General features: G+C 31.4%; 16 protein-coding genes. 6 read left to right on the top strand and 10 right to left on the bottom strand.

Features of this window, described 5'->3' with window-relative positions:
* Positions 1-2 precede the first annotated feature (2 nt).
* The 6 genes from Q1B37_RS13210 to Q1B37_RS13235 form a co-directional block, all read right to left on the bottom strand.
* Positions 3-440, bottom strand: a complete 438-nt coding sequence (locus Q1B37_RS13210; RefSeq protein WP_299899222.1) for a molybdenum cofactor biosynthesis protein MoaE — start codon at positions 438-440, stop codon at positions 3-5.
* Between the two features lie 70 nt (positions 441-510).
* Positions 511-750, bottom strand: coding sequence for a MoaD/ThiS family protein (locus Q1B37_RS13215; RefSeq protein ID WP_299899223.1), 240 nt, complete (start codon positions 748-750; stop codon positions 511-513).
* Positions 741-1,313, bottom strand: coding sequence for a molybdenum cofactor guanylyltransferase (locus Q1B37_RS13220; RefSeq protein ID WP_299899225.1), 573 nt, complete (start codon positions 1,311-1,313; stop codon positions 741-743). Before Q1B37_RS13220 ends, Q1B37_RS13215 begins: the two co-directional genes overlap by 10 nt.
* On the bottom strand, positions 1,310-1,642 hold the full coding sequence (locus Q1B37_RS13225) for a LysR family transcriptional regulator (protein WP_299607104.1): 333 nt from the start codon (positions 1,640-1,642) through the stop codon (positions 1,310-1,312). Before Q1B37_RS13225 ends, Q1B37_RS13220 begins: the two co-directional genes overlap by 4 nt.
* A 144-nt stretch (positions 1,643-1,786) precedes the next feature.
* The gene (gene glp / locus Q1B37_RS13230; RefSeq protein ID WP_299899227.1) at positions 1,787-2,962 is read right to left on the bottom strand and encodes a gephyrin-like molybdotransferase Glp; all 1,176 of its coding nucleotides are present in this window, start codon (positions 2,960-2,962) and stop codon (positions 1,787-1,789) included.
* Positions 2,963-3,092: 130 nt separating this feature from the next.
* Positions 3,093-3,626: a hypothetical protein gene (locus Q1B37_RS13235; RefSeq protein ID WP_299607108.1), complete on the bottom strand. Its 534-nt coding sequence runs from the start codon at positions 3,624-3,626 to the stop codon at positions 3,093-3,095.
* A gap of 358 nt (positions 3,627-3,984) precedes the next feature.
* On the opposite strand from Q1B37_RS13235, the gene Q1B37_RS13240 reads away from it, so the two are divergent.
* From Q1B37_RS13240 to Q1B37_RS13255, 4 genes are all read left to right on the top strand, one after another.
* Entirely contained in the window at positions 3,985-6,306 is a 2,322-nt protein-coding gene (locus Q1B37_RS13240) for a hypothetical protein (protein WP_299899229.1), read from the top strand.
* Positions 6,307-6,359: 53 nt separating this feature from the next.
* A complete protein-coding gene (locus Q1B37_RS13245; protein WP_299607110.1) occupies positions 6,360-6,812 on the top strand; it encodes an antitoxin Xre-like helix-turn-helix domain-containing protein in 453 nt (150 codons plus the stop codon).
* A complete protein-coding gene (locus tag Q1B37_RS13250; protein ID WP_299607111.1) occupies positions 6,812-7,276 on the top strand; it encodes an RES family NAD+ phosphorylase in 465 nt (154 codons plus the stop codon). Before Q1B37_RS13245 ends, Q1B37_RS13250 begins: the two co-directional genes overlap by 1 nt.
* 267 nt (positions 7,277-7,543) lie before the next feature.
* Positions 7,544-9,616 (top strand): M13 family metallopeptidase, encoded by a 2,073-nt coding sequence (locus tag Q1B37_RS13255; RefSeq protein ID WP_299899231.1) that lies wholly within the window; start codon positions 7,544-7,546, stop codon positions 9,614-9,616.
* Positions 9,617-9,692: 76 nt separating this feature from the next.
* Here the strand turns inward: Q1B37_RS13255 and Q1B37_RS13260 are convergent, their stop codons facing one another.
* The 4 genes from Q1B37_RS13260 to Q1B37_RS13275 form a co-directional block, all read right to left on the bottom strand.
* Positions 9,693-10,430, bottom strand: a complete 738-nt coding sequence (locus Q1B37_RS13260) for a hypothetical protein (RefSeq protein ID WP_299607113.1) — start codon at positions 10,428-10,430, stop codon at positions 9,693-9,695.
* Positions 10,431-10,592: 162 nt separating this feature from the next.
* Positions 10,593-11,762, bottom strand: a complete 1,170-nt coding sequence (locus tag Q1B37_RS13265) for a T9SS type A sorting domain-containing protein (RefSeq protein WP_299899233.1) — start codon at positions 11,760-11,762, stop codon at positions 10,593-10,595.
* A 63-nt stretch (positions 11,763-11,825) separates the two neighbouring features.
* The gene (locus tag Q1B37_RS13270; RefSeq protein WP_299899235.1) at positions 11,826-13,655 is read right to left on the bottom strand and encodes a helix-turn-helix domain-containing protein; all 1,830 of its coding nucleotides are present in this window, start codon (positions 13,653-13,655) and stop codon (positions 11,826-11,828) included.
* A 166-nt stretch (positions 13,656-13,821) separates the two neighbouring features.
* Positions 13,822-14,466, bottom strand: coding sequence for a hypothetical protein (locus Q1B37_RS13275; RefSeq protein ID WP_299607118.1), 645 nt, complete (start codon positions 14,464-14,466; stop codon positions 13,822-13,824).
* Positions 14,467-14,568: 102 nt separating this feature from the next.
* On the opposite strand from Q1B37_RS13275, the gene Q1B37_RS13280 reads away from it, so the two are divergent.
* Both Q1B37_RS13280 and Q1B37_RS13285 read left to right on the top strand, forming a co-directional pair.
* Positions 14,569-15,903, top strand: coding sequence for an aspartate kinase (locus Q1B37_RS13280; protein WP_299899236.1), 1,335 nt, complete (start codon positions 14,569-14,571; stop codon positions 15,901-15,903).
* 570 nt (positions 15,904-16,473) lie between these two features.
* Entirely contained in the window at positions 16,474-18,012 is a 1,539-nt protein-coding gene (locus tag Q1B37_RS13285; protein WP_299899238.1) for a YifB family Mg chelatase-like AAA ATPase, read from the top strand.
* The last annotated feature ends 129 nt before the right edge of the window (positions 18,013-18,141 follow it).

The following is an 18,141-nucleotide window of genomic DNA, read 5'->3' on the forward strand; positions in this document are numbered from 1 at the left end:
TTCTAATTATTAACTTTCCAGGTATGAGTTTCATCTTCAAAAATCTCTTTTCCAAATATTGGTACTTCTTTTTTTATAGTATCTACTAAGTATTCTAATGCTTGAAATGTTACTTTTCTATGTGGCGCCGAAACAAAAACGAAAAGACATATTTCTCCTGCTTTTACTTTTCCCAGACTATGGTAAATATGCATACAAGTAAGATCAAATTTATCAAAGGTAGCTTCTCTAATTTCGTGGAACTTGTTTTCTGCCATTTCTTGATAAGCAGTATAATCAATCGCTTGTACCACTTTACCTTCTATCTCATCGGCACGTACCTGACCCAGAAAAATATCGTGTGCACCAATAGTAGTTTTTGTTTGATGTTTTTCTATAGAATTAGCAATAAAACTGGGACTAATTGGTCCTTCTACAAATACAGTTTTTCTCTTTTTCATTAGTATTTTTGTTCTTTTTTTAATGGAATGTACCGTTAGTTTTAATCAATATTCTTATAATTTTATCAAATTAACCACCAGCAAAAGGAGGTAGTAATGCGATTTCGGAACTGGCATTAAGTAGTGTAGAATGATCTGAAATTTCTTTATCAATAGCTATATTGAAGGATAGATCCTTCAGCTTATCGTATTTGTTATTTAGCTTATGAATTAGTTGTTCCACAGTACTTCCCGATTGCAAAGAAATCTCTTCTTCATTACAATTCGTAGCTTCAGCGATCATTCCAAAATATAAAATTTTTAATTCCATTGTATAGCTTCTTGATATTGTTGTTGCGTATTTATATTTTCTAAAAATGGTCTTATATCATTCCTTATTGGTACGTTCTTAACCTTTAGTGCTGCCATGGTTCTAAACAGACTTAAACGGTTTTGCCGGATACTTTCTAAAAAAGTAGGTAATACGGTGGATTTATATAAGGACACCAAAGGTGTCTTTTCATAAGTAATGACATCATAATCCGAATCACTTTTTAAAACCAGCTCTTGTAAAACAGACGGAGTGATAAAAGGAATATCACAACTCAAAATGAGATTTTGAGAAGTTAAAGTATTCTTTAAACCTGTATAGATGCCTCCTACAGGTCCTAAATTAGGAAAGTCATCCGAAATACAAGGATATCCAAATACTTCATAATCCTCATTTTTAGTAATGATGAATATCTTATTGGTAATAGTTTCTAAGGCTTCGATGATGTAAGAAATGAAAGGTTTTCCTAAGTGAAGTTTCAAGCCTTTTTCTTCTCCCATTCGACTGCTTTTACCACCAGCTAATATAATTCCAGTGATATCTGTATCCTTGGACAAAGTCATAACTGTAATGATTTTAGTTGCTCATCTAGAAAATCCCAACAATTCTTATTAATGTTCTCAAAAGCAAGGATCATTTTTAATCCATACTCCGTAATTTCCGTTCCACCACCGCCACTACCGCCAGTATTGGTTTTGATAACTGGAGTTGAAGCATTTTTATTAATAGAATCTACTAAGTTCCAGGCCTTTTTATAAGACATGCCTAAAGATTTAGCAGCTTTAGAAACAGAACCTTCAGAAGCGATAGCTTTCAAGATTTTTATTCTTCCTTCTCCAAGGAAAACTCCTTCTTTACCTTCTATCCAGATTCTACTTTTTATTTGATACATCTCCACCGTTGTTTCCTGCAAGATATAACGAAAAAAATGAAGAAAAGATACTTTCAGAAATTTTTATGATTTTCTCAAAATAGATAGGATTTCAGTCAAACTATTGAATAATAACAGCTTTTTATCCCAAAAACGATAAGAATTCTATTTAGGTAAAATAATTGTTTCCACTAAATCACCTTTAGAAATTGTATTCATATTTTCAGGAATATAGACTAACGCATTGGCTATTGCATATGTTAATAGCATAGCGGAACTCTGCCCTTCAAGAATTTCGACAGCTTTACCAGAGACTTTGGCTTTTAGAAATTGTGCTCTGTCTCCTTTCTTACTAAAATCCTTTGTAATGGATTTGTTTGTTCTTTTTAATCCTTCAGATGCTATCCCCATTATTTTTCTAATTGTAGGGAGAACATATATGTAGAAGCAGGTTAGGGAAGAAGCAGGATTACCAGGTAGTGCATATACTAAAGTATCCGAATTACGACCAAAAAATAGAGGCTTACCAGGTTTTTGTTTAATCTTGTAAAATAATTCGTCTATTTGTAACTCGGCTAATACATCTTTTACAAAGTCATAATCCCCTACAGAAATTCCTCCACTTATTAGAACTATTTCATGATTTGTGATCGCCTCTTTTACGGTGTTTTTCGTACTATCATAATCATCCTGTACAGTGTAGTTCTGAATTTTTTTGACATTCAACCGTTTCAGTGCTACTTCTAATTGCACAGAATTACTTTCATAGATTTGACCTTCTTGTAAGGGAAGTCCAGGAGTGACTAATTCATTACCGGTTGTTATTATAGCGATACTTGGTGGATTAAAAACTTGTACTTCGGTGATACCTAATCCTGCTAGATAACCGATACCAGCAGGAGTTAATTGTGTCCCCTTTTTTAAAGCAACTTCTCCTTCTTTGATTTGTTCTCCGATAGGTCTTATATTGCTATTACTTGGCACCTGATCTTCGATCGAAATATGATTCTCGGATCTGTGTACTTTTTCCTGCATTATTACGGTTTCAGCATCATTAGGTACTCTGGCTCCAGTAAAAATCCGTACTCCTTGTCCAGGAGATAAAGAGTAATCAATACTACTGCCAGCGGGTACTTCACCTACTACTTCATATGAGTTGTTATCATGCAATGATAAGGCATATCCATCCATTGCTGATTGTCGAAAAGGAGGCATGTTTATAGGAGAAACAACATCATCACTAAGAACAAGACCATCAGCATCTTTTAAAAAAACAGTAGTTTTTTTTGGAGTATAACTTACATTAGAAACTATAGATAGTGCTTCAGTTACAGAAATCATGTGCAAATATTTTTTGTAAAAGTATTGCTTTGTGTGTAGTAAACCTAAATTTTAAATAATAGAGATAAAATAAAAAAAGCACGGCCCAAAGGACCGTGCTATCATAAAACCTTACTTTTTTATGATTGATTTAACCTTTAAAAACTATTTTTCTTAGTTTATATCCTTCCACCTTAATAAAATAGGTTTTTGGATCTCTATAGTTATGGATGTATTCATCTATTATTCCGTTATCCAATAGCCTTCCTGTTAAAGTGTAAAGACTGTAAGTAAGACCAAGAGGTACATCTTTAATATCTTTAAATGTTTCTAGACCTGTACTCTGCTGACAAGTAGAATCGGCTAGAAATCTATCTATGAAAGTGATTCTTCCTTTCTTTTCTCCTTCTAAGGTTACAGTTGCTGATTCATCAACATCTAATATTCCGTTTCCTGAAATGTCTCCTAATATAATTAAGCACGCATTTCTAATTTTAATTCGTACACCATTTTCAATATGTAAACTCTCTGTAATAAAGATTACACCTTCTTCTGTGTTTTCGTCTAATCCGTTGATAACGGTGTTCTCTGTAACTGACATTAATTTGTACGAAATGTCAATTTTTACATTTGCAAATGCCACACTTGCAAAAAGTAGGGTAACTAGGGGTAATATTCTTTTCATAAGGTTCAGTTTTTTGGGTTAAACTGCAATTAAAAAAGTAAGAATTATCTCACTTATTACGTGTTTTTATCGTTGTAAAACACTTATTTAACGACAAGATACAACTTTTTATGTGAAAACCGTAATTTTTATAACTAAAATATTGATTTCGGAAGCCTAGTTTTTATAAAAAATCTCATTTAGCCTGTAAACACAGGTGTTTTAACAAATGTTAAAATTTATATTTTTATTAACATATTGAGTGTTAGTTTATTACTTTTTTAGCTATTTAGGAAAGTGAAGAGGTGATTTTAAAATTTAAAGGTAATTTTTAAGATAAGGGGAAATTTCAGAATTTTTAGTTCTACATTTGAATAAGATGAAAAACCAACTTTTGTTATATTTCCAAGCTTTTAGTATCTGGTTTAAAAGCCTAATTAGAGAATCAGCAAATAATATCATTAGTATTATTTTTATAGGATTTCTATACCTTGCGTTATGGCATTTTCCTCAAACGGTAGATCTGTTGCTGATTTTAAACCAAACAGAAACCTTTTTGCTAGAAGTTCCTTTATATTTTAGTTTACTCTCAATTTCGGCATTTATTATATGGAATATTCCTAAATATTTTTACTACCATAATTATAAGGATATTTCTATCCGTAATCTTATAGGTTTTATTCCTAATCAGCATTATAAATTTCAGGATAGGAGTGAATCTGCTAGTTACTCTTATACTACAAGAATTCATATGAGAAAAACATTGCCTAGGATTCTTGGGATTTTATTATTGGCGATATCGGCATTAAGTATTCTTAATGCGATGGAATTATTTGGATTAGAAAATACATATACCAAGTTTTTGGATTCAACAAGTATGTTGCTATCAGTAATTTTCCTATTGTTATTATTATCAGAACCGAGGTTATATACTTTATTGAAGAATTTTCTCAATAAAATAGCAAATACGACAATTGTATTTTTTTGTATTTCTATTGGACTAATGATTTTAATTATTTCTTTAGGGACTCTAAATACTCAGGCAGAAAAGGATCTGGGGAAATTATTTCTTGCTAATTCTGCCTTGACTTTATTGTTTTTTTCTTTGTCTTTTAATAGTTATAAATTCCTTAAAAGTTTTCCAAAGAAGTTATTCTATGGAACTATCTTAGTAGGTGGCTTTTTGATATTAATCTCTTTCTTTATTTTCAATTTTTATCCAAAATGGGCTACCGGAGTAAATCCTTTATCGATAATGGTTTTATCGCTTTTGAGTCTTTTTATGATTTGTTTTATTTTAATTTTAGTTGGAAAAAAGATTAGATTACCTCTTTTATCTATTATTACTATTATCTGTATTTTTTCTTCAAGGTTTTTTACAGATAACTCGGATCATTATCAACTAGAAATAAAGAAAACCACTGTAGATAGGGTTTCGTTAGATACGTATATTTATCATTGGCTAGAAAGTAGGAAGGGTGATATTTTAAATACCGATAATAAGTTTCCTATTATCATGGTATCAGCAGAAGGAGGAGGTTCGAGAGCTGGACTTTGGTCATTTCTAACCCACAGTTATTTATACGAGAAATCAGAAGGTGCTTATTTTGATCGAAATTTACTTTCGTTAACTGGGGCTTCTGGAGGAAGTGTTGGGAATGCTATGTTTTTTGCTGAAGCTCGTAACGCTAGTATATCAAATCGTAAGGCGGATTTTAAAATTCAATCTGATATTGAGAATCCTAATTTGAATTATAAAGCAAGTGTGATATATAAGGATAATTACCTCTCTACCGCATTATTGTCATTATTAGGAAGAGATTTGTTTAAAGAGGTAACTAGCTTATTTAATTTTAAAAATAGAGGACAATTATTAGAAGATCAATGGATTCGAGCTCATGGGCAATTTTTTTCAGATGAAAAAGGGGACCTAATTCTTAACAAAGAATTTTTATCTTTTTATAAAGGTGTAATTTCTAAAAATAGGAAAATATCAGATCCTAAGATTCCACCTTTACTATTGATTAATACAACACATACGCAAACTGGAAATTATAATATAATTAGTCCAGTAACGTATGCTCATCTAAGATCATTAGAGGGGATGAATGATTTTATTAATACTGTACAATCTAGTTATCCAAATGGATCTATAGATCTTTCAACGGCTATGAGGATTAATGCAAGTTTTCCTTTTGTTACTCCAGTAGGTGAGGTAAGAAAAAAAGACCGAACGGATATAATAACATCTGATCAGTATGCAGATGCTGGATATTATGATAATATAGGTGGTAGAGTATCAAAAGGTATTGAAGAAGTGCTTGCCAAAGTCTTAAGAGATTCTTTTCCAGAGTTGATTGAAAAAGTAAAAATGAAGCATGTCTTAATTACTAATAGCGAAGAGCGTAAAATAGCAAAAACAAGTAGTCAGTTAACAGCACCTTTAACGACCTTACAGAATGTAAGATATGGTCATACGCGTGAAATAATGGAAAAATTAGGAGATGATCATATTGTAGAGTTGAAGCCAACGGAAATAATACCATCTACAAATTTGGAAGATTCTATTTCTAAACGTAAAAATGAAGAAAAGATAAAACCCGTGTTGCCTTTAGGAAGGTACTTATCCAAAATAGCAATTAGATCTATGGAGGCTAGATTAGATACAATTAAATCGGATTTGGATATAATTTTAAAATAAACAAGTCATTTGTCATTTTTTTTTGTACTTTTGTCATGTAAAAAATGTAATGTATGAGCGCGGTATCACCTTTAGATTATGATAGTCTAGAAAGTCAGGGGTTGTTAAGATATTTAAATATTAATATCCCTTTACGAAATGTATATGATTTTATAGAATTATCTCGAAACGGAATAGATAAAAGAGCATTGTTACATCTTGCTAAAACTATAGATTTTGATCTTAGTGAGCTTGCGCATGTCCTACATGTTTCTGAACGTACCATACAACGATACGAATTAAAAAAGAAACTTAGCACAGAAGCTAGTGCAAAAGCATTACAATTGGCAAAACTTTATGCAAGAGGAGAGAGTATCTTTGGAGATTTAGAACGTTTTAAAAGATGGATGGAACTCCCGAATGTTGCATTAGCTACTAAAAGACCAAAAGAATTGCTTGATACTACATTTGGATTTCAGTTATTAAACGAAGAATTAATTCGTATTGAGCATGGAATTTTTGCATAATGTTAGTATATAGAATTGCGAAACAAAAATACATTCGTGACCTTACCGGAATAGGAGCTAAAACAGTTGGAGGTAGATGGAATCCTAAAGGTGTTGCAGTTTTGTATACGAGTACAAGCTCTTCACTTTCTGTCTTAGAAGTATTGGCTCACCTTCCTGCTGCTTACTTTCCAGATAATATGTCTTTAGCCACTATAGAGGTACCTGACGAGTTGGTGTCTACTATCGATATAAAGGAGTTACCAAAGGATTGGAATAAAATACCGCCATCTACAGGTATTCAACATTTTGCTATGAATTGGATATCAGAGAATAAATATTTGGGCCTAAAAGTACCAAGTATCATTGTACCAAGAGAGCAAAATCTATTGATTAATCCATTACATCCAAACTTTGATCTAGTAAAATTAATAGAAATCGAACCTTTCGATTTTGATTCTAGATTATTAAAATCTGTTTTCTAACGGGAGATCAGTTAATTTGAGAATGAAAGATAAATTACTAAAATGTTAATATAAAGTTAATGCTTTGGTAATGTTTAATTGTTTTTTATTGTAAATCAGTGTCTTGTGTTTTTTGGTGTTTGTTATAGTTCGTTAAATTTTGTAAAGAATTTCCTTCATTTTTGCAATTTATCTAACTTGCCAGATTCAAAATAAGTAACAAATCCTCAATTTTTACGTCATATTTTGAATAACTAAACTTAATTCGCTAATAAAATGTATACAAAAATGAGAAAAGTGTATTTTTTGGTTGCACTCTCAATTGCTTTCGTCAGTTGCAAGAATGAATCCAAAAAAGAAGAAGAAGGGCAAAAAGAAACTACTGCAAAAGTAGAAAAGATTCCAGGGATTGTCTTAGATAACATGGATACTTCTGTGAGCCCAAAAGAAGATTTCTATAATTATGTAAATGGAAATTGGATGAAGAATACCGAAATCCCTGAAGATAGAACCAGATGGGGAGGTTTTGGAGTTTTAAGGAAAAAAACTGATTACGATGTATTGGATATTTTAGCTAAAGCGAAAGCTAGCGGAAAATATGCGGCAGGGACAGATCAATACAAAGCAATATTGATTTATGAATCTATTATGGATACAATTGCAAGAGATAAAGCTGGTATCACCCCATTGAAACCCACTTTAGATAAAATTGCAGCAATTAAGAATTTAAAAGATCTGCAAACAGTATTAGCTTCAGAAACTGCTGTTTCAGCGCCGTTCGCTGGTTTAGTGTCGTTTCCAAATTTGAGTAATAGTACCGTTAATGCTCCTTATATATCTACAGGAGGTTTAGGGCTTCCTGATCGCGATTATTATCTAGATCAAGATGAAAAATCTAAAGAAATAAGAGGACAATATTTAGATCATATCACCAGAATGTTACAATATATTGGTGAAACTGAAAAGCAAGCACGTAAAAATGCTGAAACGATATTATTAATTGAAACCAAATTGGCAGAACCTCGTTTGGATAAAGTGGAAAGTAGAGATACAAGAAACTTTAACAATCCTAGATCTATGGAGCAATTAACAGAAATGACTCCTGCTATCGATTGGAATAAATTAATGAAGGATTTAGAGGTAAAAAAAGACTTAGATTCTGTGATCGTTATGCAGCCTAAGTATATGGTAGCATTGCAAGATGTTCTTGCTAACACTAGCATCGAAGATCTTAAGACTGTGATGCGTTGGTCTACTTTTAATAACGCTACAGGTTCTCTTTCTACAGAGATTGAAAAGGCAAATTGGGACTTTTATAGTAAAACGTTAAATGGAGCAATAAAACAAAGACCATTAGAAGAAAGAGCTTTGGCCAGAGTAAATGGTTCAGTAGGGGAGGCTATAGGTCAATTATATGTAGATGAAAAGTTCCCGCCAGAGGCAAAAGCTAAGGCCGAAAAAATGATCACTAATGTTATTAAAGCGTATCAAAAAAGAATTGAAGTTCTAGACTGGATGAGTGACAGCACAAAAACAAAAGCTATTCAGAAATTGGATAAGTTTACAGTTAAAATAGGATATCCAGATGAGTGGGAAGACTACTCTACTTTAGATGTAAAAGATGGAAATTCTTATTTCGAAAATATGATTGCAGTTTCTAAATGGAGTTTCAAAAAGAATATTGAAGAAATTGGAGAGCCTGTAGATAAATCAGAATGGGGAATGTCTCCGCAAACAGTAAATGCTTATTTCAATCCATTGTTTAATGAAATTGTTTTCCCAGCAGCAATATTACAACCACCTTTTTATAATTATACAGCTGATGAAGCGGTAAATTATGGAGGGATCGGAGCTGTGATTGGTCATGAGATATCACATGCCTTTGACGATTCTGGTGCTCGCTTTGATGCCGAAGGAAACCTTTCAAATTGGTGGACAGACGGTGACCTTAAAAAGTTTACAGAGCGAGGATCTGCTCTAGCGGAACAATATAGCGCTATCGAAGTTTTAGATAGTGTTTTTATCAATGGTAAATTTACACTTGGTGAGAATATTGGTGATTTAGGAGGTGTTTTAGGTGCTTATGATGGTTTACAAATGCACTTAGAAGAAAATGGAAGACCCGAAGATATTGATGGGTTTACTCCAGAACAAAGATTCTTTATGTCTTGGGCTACTGTATGGAGAACAAAGATTAGAGAAGATGCTCTAAGAACTCAAATTAAAACAGACCCTCATTCACCAGGAACTACTAGAGCAATACAACCTTTATTAAATGTACAAGCGTTTTATGATGCTTTTGATATTAAAGAAGGAGATAGTATGTATTTAGCTCCAGAAAAAAGAGTGAGTATTTGGTAACATACCAAAAGAAAATATTAATAAAAGCCCTGAGAAATCAGGGCTTTTGTTTTTTGTAGAATGTTATGGATTTAGTTTATTGTTCTTCAAACCAACCAGCATAACCATTGTAACTGGAAGATGCAATAGCGAATTCATTATTGCTACCACCAGAAATGGCGAATCGACTTAGACGAATACTTCCTCCAGAGAAAGTACTATTTGGATTGGACGGTGGTGTAAAACGATATAATGCACTATGCTTTTCTATATTATTTTGTTTTATTCGTATCCACATCCATCCAAATTCATTTGCATGCACGGTTAACTGCATAGGACCATCTTCAGCATAAATATTTTGACTTGATACTACATTAGAATGAAATCTAGCGGAGGTAAAAGGAGTAACTTTTGTTTTACCAAAAATCCCTTGTTTACGATATAAAAGACTTAATCCTTGTCCAACGCCATCTAATCGAATATCAGATCTTCCCGTGGCAACAATATTAGAATTTCGTTCAGATCTGTCTAAACTTTCAATATTTACCGTTGTAGAAATTGTTAAATCAACCCATTGTGTGGTATGTGCAACGGTTCTGCTAGAAAAATCTAAGGTTCTTTGTAATCCATTACTAAAGAGTGTACCTGAATTAAATTCGAATCCCCGGAAGTTTTTCGATTGACTTTCTTCAGAATCTAACACTCCTTTTGTTGTAATCATAACATCGTGATCCAATTCAAGGAGTTGTAGATCCTCTGCGGTTTCGTTTTCCTCACAAGAAAATAAAAGACCAGCGACGATCACCATTAAAATTTTAATTTTTAATTTTTTCATATTGTAAAATGATTTAAGATGAATTAAAAAAGAATCGACGTCGTTTCGATTGCTAAACTATAAGGGTATTTACTAATTACGAAAGACAGTATACGCAGATTTATAAATTTACATCTCTTGTGTTATCATTTGTTCTTATGAAAATATTTCAAATAGTTTACTTTATTTTTTAACTAAAGTTTTGTGTATAACGTTCTTACCTATTTGAAAACGATAGTGATATAAACCTCTGGATAGATTAGGATTTTCTGACCTATAGATGTTTTTCTCTTTCTCAGAATGAAAAGGTAGTAAAGTAGAATTGTATATTAAAATTCCTTTGGTGTTATAAACTTCTAACGTAATTACCTCGTTTATATCTGTACTTTTGCTTTCTACATATACATAAGATTCTATCGGATTGGGATATACTAGTATTTGATTTCCATGATAGTCATCACTTTCAGAGCACAAATGAAAAGAATCGATATTGTTAGTTTCATCTTTTTCCAGTATTAAATTTTCAGGGTCTATAAAGGCTATGAGATAACAAAAATTATTAGGTATATCATCATAGTATGGAGGAATAAAAATTTGTTGCCCAATGCTTACTGTAATTTCTTGATTACCCTTCATTTCGGGAATTTGTCTTTTAGTAAGTAATATGTCGGAAGGATCAAAAACAGCATCTTTTGAAGCATAATAATTAATGATACTTGTTTCATTAGTAGAAACTTTACTAGTGTTTTTTATTAGGGTTGTAGCACTCAATTTTATATTATTACTGGATGCTCCCGAAGTGATATGAGCGTATTTTTGTGTTGCTTTTAGGTCGGGAGGGATCGGTAATACTTGGAACAATTCAATTTTCTGTGCTACTGTTATAAATTGTGATTTTCTTTGGTCGAAATAAGAAAGATTTAATTGTAAATCGTTAAAACCTAATTGTTTTAAGTTTAGAGTTTCTCCTCGAAAAAGGTGGTGATGATATGAATCGCATTCGTCATCTCCACTTAGAATAACTACTTCGTCACAAGGTTCTATGATAATCGGACGTAATGAGCCACCTCTTCTTTGATCGCATTCATAACAAGGTGCGTATTCAATCTTCAAACGAGGTCTTGGATATGAAGATAGATTGTAGATGTTTAAATCAAAGGTAACGATATCATCGGTAAAAAATGTTTCGGGAATTTCTTCTTCAAATGACAATTGGAAAATCTGTTTTTGAGAATCTAAAAGATCTGGATTATCTGAGATAGTAATTGCTATTGGAATATAATAATCAATTTCCTGAGAAATAATAGTTTTCGAAAAAAGTAAACATAATAGGAGGTAAAAGATTTTTTGCATGAGATAGTTTTAATGCAAAAATAGTTTATGAAAAGAGCTATTATATAGCTTAGCACCTCAAATTTATGAATTTGAGGTATCCATACCTTCCTCTTTATTAAATTGTTTAATATAATAGGAAGGTGTAAGATTGGTTTTTTTTCTAAAGGCTTTGGTAAATGTATTTGGACTTTTATATCCTATTTCTTCCGAAATAGCAGTAATCGTATAGGCTCTAAATTTAGAATCATTTTTTAGTCGTTTTAGCACGTAGTCAATCCGTAAATTATTTAAGTATTCTACAAAAGATTGTTTTTTGTATTCATTAAGAGCTTTCGATAGATAAGAAGTATTAGTACCAATTTTTTTTGCGGTACTATATAAATTGCAATCTTTTTGTATAAAAAAGTCAGAGTTTTCTAATTTCTCTAGTTTTTGCAATATTTCGATTACCTGATCATCTTTTATAGATAATTCTGGTTCTAGGACTTTAGATTTGGTTTTCTCTTCTTTTCGTATTTCAGTTTCATGAAGTTTCAATAAAATTTCTTCGAACCTTTTTTTATTTGAAATTGCATTTTTTCGATATAACAGAAAAGAAATAACTAAGATTATAACTAGAACAACACTAATGGAAATAAAGAAATTTTTTACAGTAGTGTTTTGTTTGTTTTTAGTTTTAAATGTATTTATCTGGTTCTTATGTGTTTGAAAATCGTTTTTTTGAATTATATCACGAGCTTTTAGTTGATCATTCGTCTTTATTTTCTGGATCTTATTTAGATTCTTTCTGAGCATTAATTGTTTTATGGTGTCGTTTGAGTTTTCCGCTATATGAATAGCAAGCTCATACATCTTATCTATATTATGAACATTAGAAATACCATTAACTTGTTCAAAATTACTCTCTAAAAGTTTTAATGCTTCTTTTTCTTTTTTTAGGTCGAAAAGACATTTAGCTAAATTGTAGTTTGCCATGAGGTAGTTAGAGAACTTTTTGCTCTCATAGGTATTGAAAATAGATAAGCCTTTTTCAAAATATTGCTTTGCCTTTTCTAATTCATCTTTCTTATAATATAAAAGACCTTTGTTGACATAGAAGTCTCCTATAAAACTTTTAAACTTATATTGTTTAGCTAAGTTTATGCCTTCTTCAATAGTTTTCTCGGAGGTGTCGAACTGATCTAATTCAAGTTCACAGAAACTTTTATTAAGTAACATAGACAAATGAGCGTTTTTATATTTTCCCATTTTTTCTTTACTTAATTTAGCCAATAAAACCTTAGCGTTTTCTATTTCAAATAAAGCTTCTTCATAACGCTTTAATCTGGTTTTTACATTAGCAATGTTTAAAACTAAAGTTAATTGTTTCTCTGTCTTTTTCGCCGGGCTATATAAAGTATCTGATTTTTTTATCAATTCTTTAGCGTTTGTATAAAAAATTGATGCATTATCAAGATCTCCTAAATCAAAAAATATACTACCTAATTGGCTGTTATTGTTGATGATGTTTTTTGTATGCCTTTGGTTTTTTGCAGTTTTAAGTGCTTGATAATAATAAGAAATCGATTGTTGATATTCTGATAGATTGTAATAAATAAAGCCAAGTCTTGAATGACAAGAATGCTGAATTTTTAGATTATTCTCGCTAATGCCACGTTTCAAGAAAAGTTGATATCCTTTTATTGCGCAAAGAGTGTCTTGGTTTATCTTATAAGTATTTCTTATAAACTTAGATACAAGTGCTAATGAATCTTCTTCCAGAATAAATTGTTGAATCTCTAAAGGTAATACAACATCGTTTTGCTGATTATAGATTGATGCTTCTGAAAAAGAATCAATTTGTTGTGCAATACTTCCAAAACAGCATAATAATACCCAGAAAACAATGTTTTTCTTAATTTTTCTTAACATCTAGCACCCCAAATTAAATAATATGTAAAAATCCGTTAAATATATTCAATTAACCAAATTTAGGATACGATTTAATATAATATTAAAAAAGAAAAATGCCCCAATGTTCGTATGTTAGGAGAGAATCAAATATGATTTTCTTTTATTCTTGAAGTCCATATAGAGATTACCTTTCTTTTATTTCATTCATTAATAAAAAGGCATCATTTACAAATTCTTTTTCGAGGAATAATGTAAAATAGTTTGAGGTAGATATGATTTCAAAAATTGGAATACCCTCATATGCTAAAAGCTTAAATATATAGAAATAAAGACCGATAGATTTGGAACTGTCATCCGGAAGAGCAATCGACATTGATGATAAATCATCTTTTACAGAAATGCAAGTTTCATCTTTAAAGTGATCTTCTACAATTTCTTTTAGAGAAGATGAAACTAAAATATTACTTTCTTGAAAATTGCTGGAATAGGTAAAATATGTTTTGGTCATATCTTTTACAGTATTCAAAAGATTTGATTGACTGGTAAGTATCGTATTGGAATTCAGAAAAGCATACTCAGTAATACCAGATCTTACAACAATATCACCTAGATTTCCAAGGTTTTCCGAGTTTTTAATTCTTTTGGGATGATATCTACGCAAGGCCATTACGATAGATCCTGCTTTTACTGGTTTTCTCATTTCTTTTTCTACTTGCGGTAGTAAGTCAGTAGCTAAAGAACTAAAATTAATAATATCTCTGGAGAGAGCATCTTCTAAAAAAGGTTGATGTCTAAGAATATTATGTACACAATCTGTTATTGTTTTCATTTTGTTAGATATTTAACACAATGTGTAAATATAGACTTTTTTTATTAAAATATTTATTCTGTATGAACTATTGTTTAATTATGCAATGAAAAATTATATGCAATGAAGATTTTAAAGTTTGGAGGAACATCTGTTGGATCTGTAGAGAACTTACATAGAGTAAAGCAAATTCTTTCTAGAGACAATGATAAGAAGATCGTAGTATGTTCAGCAATGTCTGGTGTAACGGATCAATTGGTGAATTTAGTTTCTTATATAAAATTAAAAGATGCTGAAGCAGTTACCCGAAACTTACACAGATTAGAAAACAAGCATTTAGATGTTATTGATGCATTAATTGAAGATGCTGGTTTAAGAAGTGAGATGAAGGATAGGATTTCTTTAATGATTACTGAAATGTTAGAGTTATCTAATCAGGAATATACAGAAGTTTTAAACGCAAAAGTTTTGACTTTTGGAGAAACTTTATTGACCTATATTTTTTCAAACTTTCTTTCTACAAAAGGAGTTGCAAATAGACTGATAGCAGCAAAGGAATTTATGTATGTGGATAACGTAGATAATCCTAATATTACTAAAGTTGCTCAAAAATTAGAACAAGTGTTAAGTTCCGAAGAGTCTCATGAAATTTATATTACACAAGGTTTTGTATGTAGAGATCATTTAGGGCAAATAGGTACACTAAAACGTGGAGGTAGTGATTACACGGCTACGATTATTGGAGCTGCACTAAATGCCGAAGAAGTTCAGATTTGGACAGACATAGACGGACTACATAATAATGATCCAAGGTACGTAGAAGGAACAAATCCAATTTCGCATCTTACTTATAATGAAGCGGCAGAATTGGCTTACTTCGGTGCTAAAATATTACATCCTCAAACTGTCTCACCTGTAGTAGATAAGAACATTCCTGTTTTACTTAAGAACACTTTTGATCCAGAAGCTTCAGGAACTGTAATATCCAATAAAACTTACAGAAAAGGCTTAAAAGCGATTTCTGCAAAAGATGGTATTACTGCGATTAAGATCAAATCCAACCGAATGTTAATGGCTCATGGATACTTAAGAAGAATATTCGAAGTATTTGACAATTACCATACTTCTATAGACATGATTACAACTTCGGAGATAGCAATTTCTTTAACTATTGATGATACTACATACATAGACGAGATTGTAAAAGAAATAGAAAACTATGCCGAAATAACAGTAGAACAAAATCACAGTATTATTTGTGTAGTTGGAGAGTCTGTTATAAATGATAAAAATTCTCACAAGCTTTTTGAAATATTAAATTATATACCCGTAAGAATGATTTCTTATGGTGGTAGTAATAATAATATTTCAATTCTTGTAGAAACCAAAGATAAAATACCAACCCTTAGGTTTTTAAATGAAAAATTGTTTCTGTCTCATCAGGAAGCAATGATTTAAATTGTTTGTTATGTTATTTGATGAGTATTAGTGAAAAGATAGTTGGATATATAAGAATATTGACTATTAATAATTTGCTACAATCAAAATTATTGTTTTTGATAAATCCCAATAACTAACCAAGATTGGGATTTTTTTGTTATTAATTTTAGGGTAATTGGTATGCTAACTGTTTTATATATGAACTTAACTAAGAATGTAAACCAAACCGAGATGCTAAAGAGAATAATAGAAAAATACCGCCTAGAAATAGTCCTATTTGTTTTTTATACAATCGTCACTTTTACTTTCGTGAAAGTATTTTTAATACGTTAATTAATCCTTGTCCAAATAAGATTTTGGTTTTAGAGAATTTTGCTATATCCTTTTCGTGTAGGAATCAAAAGTGTAATATTTTCTCTTTTGATAACTCTCCTAAAAGATGAATTAGATATATTAAATCTTTTTACTTTCCCAGAATATTTTTTTAAAAAAAATCATGTTCTAGGGTAACATTTATTACACTAAAGACACAAACTAATAAGAATTGTACTCTATGGGAGGCTATAACTCCCATTAAAATAAGAGAATATGCTTATTAAGGTTTTCGGAAGCGCTGTTTTTGGTGTAGAAGCAACAACTATTACAGTAGAAGTTAATATAGACAAAGGAATTGGTTATCATTTAGTAGGACTCCCAGATAATGCAATTAAAGAAAGTAGTTTTCGTATTGCAGCTGCACTTCAGAATAATCAATATAAACTCCCTGGGAAAAAAATTACGATTAATATGGCTCCTGCCGACTTACGAAAAGAAGGATCTGCATATGATCTAACATTAGCTATTGGGATTTTAGCTGCTAGTTCTCAAATTAAAGGGATTGATATATCCGAATATCTTATCATGGGAGAGCTTTCTTTGGATGGAAGTCTTCAACCCATAAAAGGAGCATTGCCTATCGCAATAAAAGCCAGAGAGGAAGGCTTTAAAGGGTTTATTTTACCCAAACAAAATGCTAAGGAAGCAGCTATTGTAGATAATCTACAGGTTTTTGGTGTAGAAAATATTAAAGAAGTTATTGATTTTTTTGATGGAGCTGGAACATTAGAGCAAACATTTGTAGATACCCGAACAGAATTTTATAAAGAATTGGATAACCCAGAGTACGATTTTGCAGATGTTAAAGGACAAGAAAGTATAAAAAGATGTATGGAAATTGCTGCTGCTGGTGGTCATAATATTATTTTGGTAGGACCTCCAGGAAGCGGAAAAACAATGCTTAGTAAAAGATTACCTAGTATTTTACCTCCGATGTCACTTCAGGAAGCGTTGGAAACCACAAAAATTCATAGCGTAGTCGGAAGAATAAAAGATAATGTTGGTTTAATGGCGCAAAGGCCTTTTCGTAGCCCGCATCATACGATATCCAATGTCGCTCTGGTAGGAGGAGGTAGTTATCCACAACCGGGAGAAATTTCATTATCCCATAATGGAGTTTTGTTTTTAGATGAACTCCCAGAATTTAAAAGAGAAGTTTTGGAAGTGATGCGTCAACCCTTAGAAGATAGAGAAGTGACCATTTCTAGAGCCAAATTTACAGTTACCTACCCATCAAGTTTTATGTTAGTGGCAAGCATGAATCCTAGTCCTGGTGGATATTTTAATGACCCTGACGCACCTGTAACCTCATCTCCTGCCGAGATGCAAAGATATCTCAGTAAGATATCTGGACCCTTATTAGATCGTATCGATATACATATAGAAGTTACTCCTGTACCTTTTGATAAGTTAAGTGAAGATAGAAAAGGTGAGAGTAGTGTGGAGATAAGAAAAAGAGTAATAAAAGCAAGAGATATTCAAACCAGACGCTTTAGAGACCAGAAAAACATTCATTATAATGCCCAGATGAATGTAAAACAATTACGATTGTATTGTCAATTAGATACTGCATCTAAAGAATTACTCAAAACAGCTATGGAACGATTGAATCTATCGGCAAGAGCCTATGATAGAATTCTTAAGGTCTCTAGAACCATAGCAGATTTAGAAGGTTCAGAATGTATTAAAGGGTCTCATATTTCTGAAGCGATCCAATATAGAAGTTTGGATAGAGAAGGATGGTTAGGATAAAAAACAAATATAGATGTATATGTTATTTATAACTTGTATGAGTAGGGTAATCATAAATATATCTGTTAATATAAAAGGAACTTTATTTTTTACACAATTATAATATGTATCATTTTAATCAATCACTAA

This window comes from uncultured Aquimarina sp., from assembly GCF_947492965.1.
Lineage (GTDB): Bacteria > Bacteroidota > Bacteroidia > Flavobacteriales > Flavobacteriaceae > Aquimarina.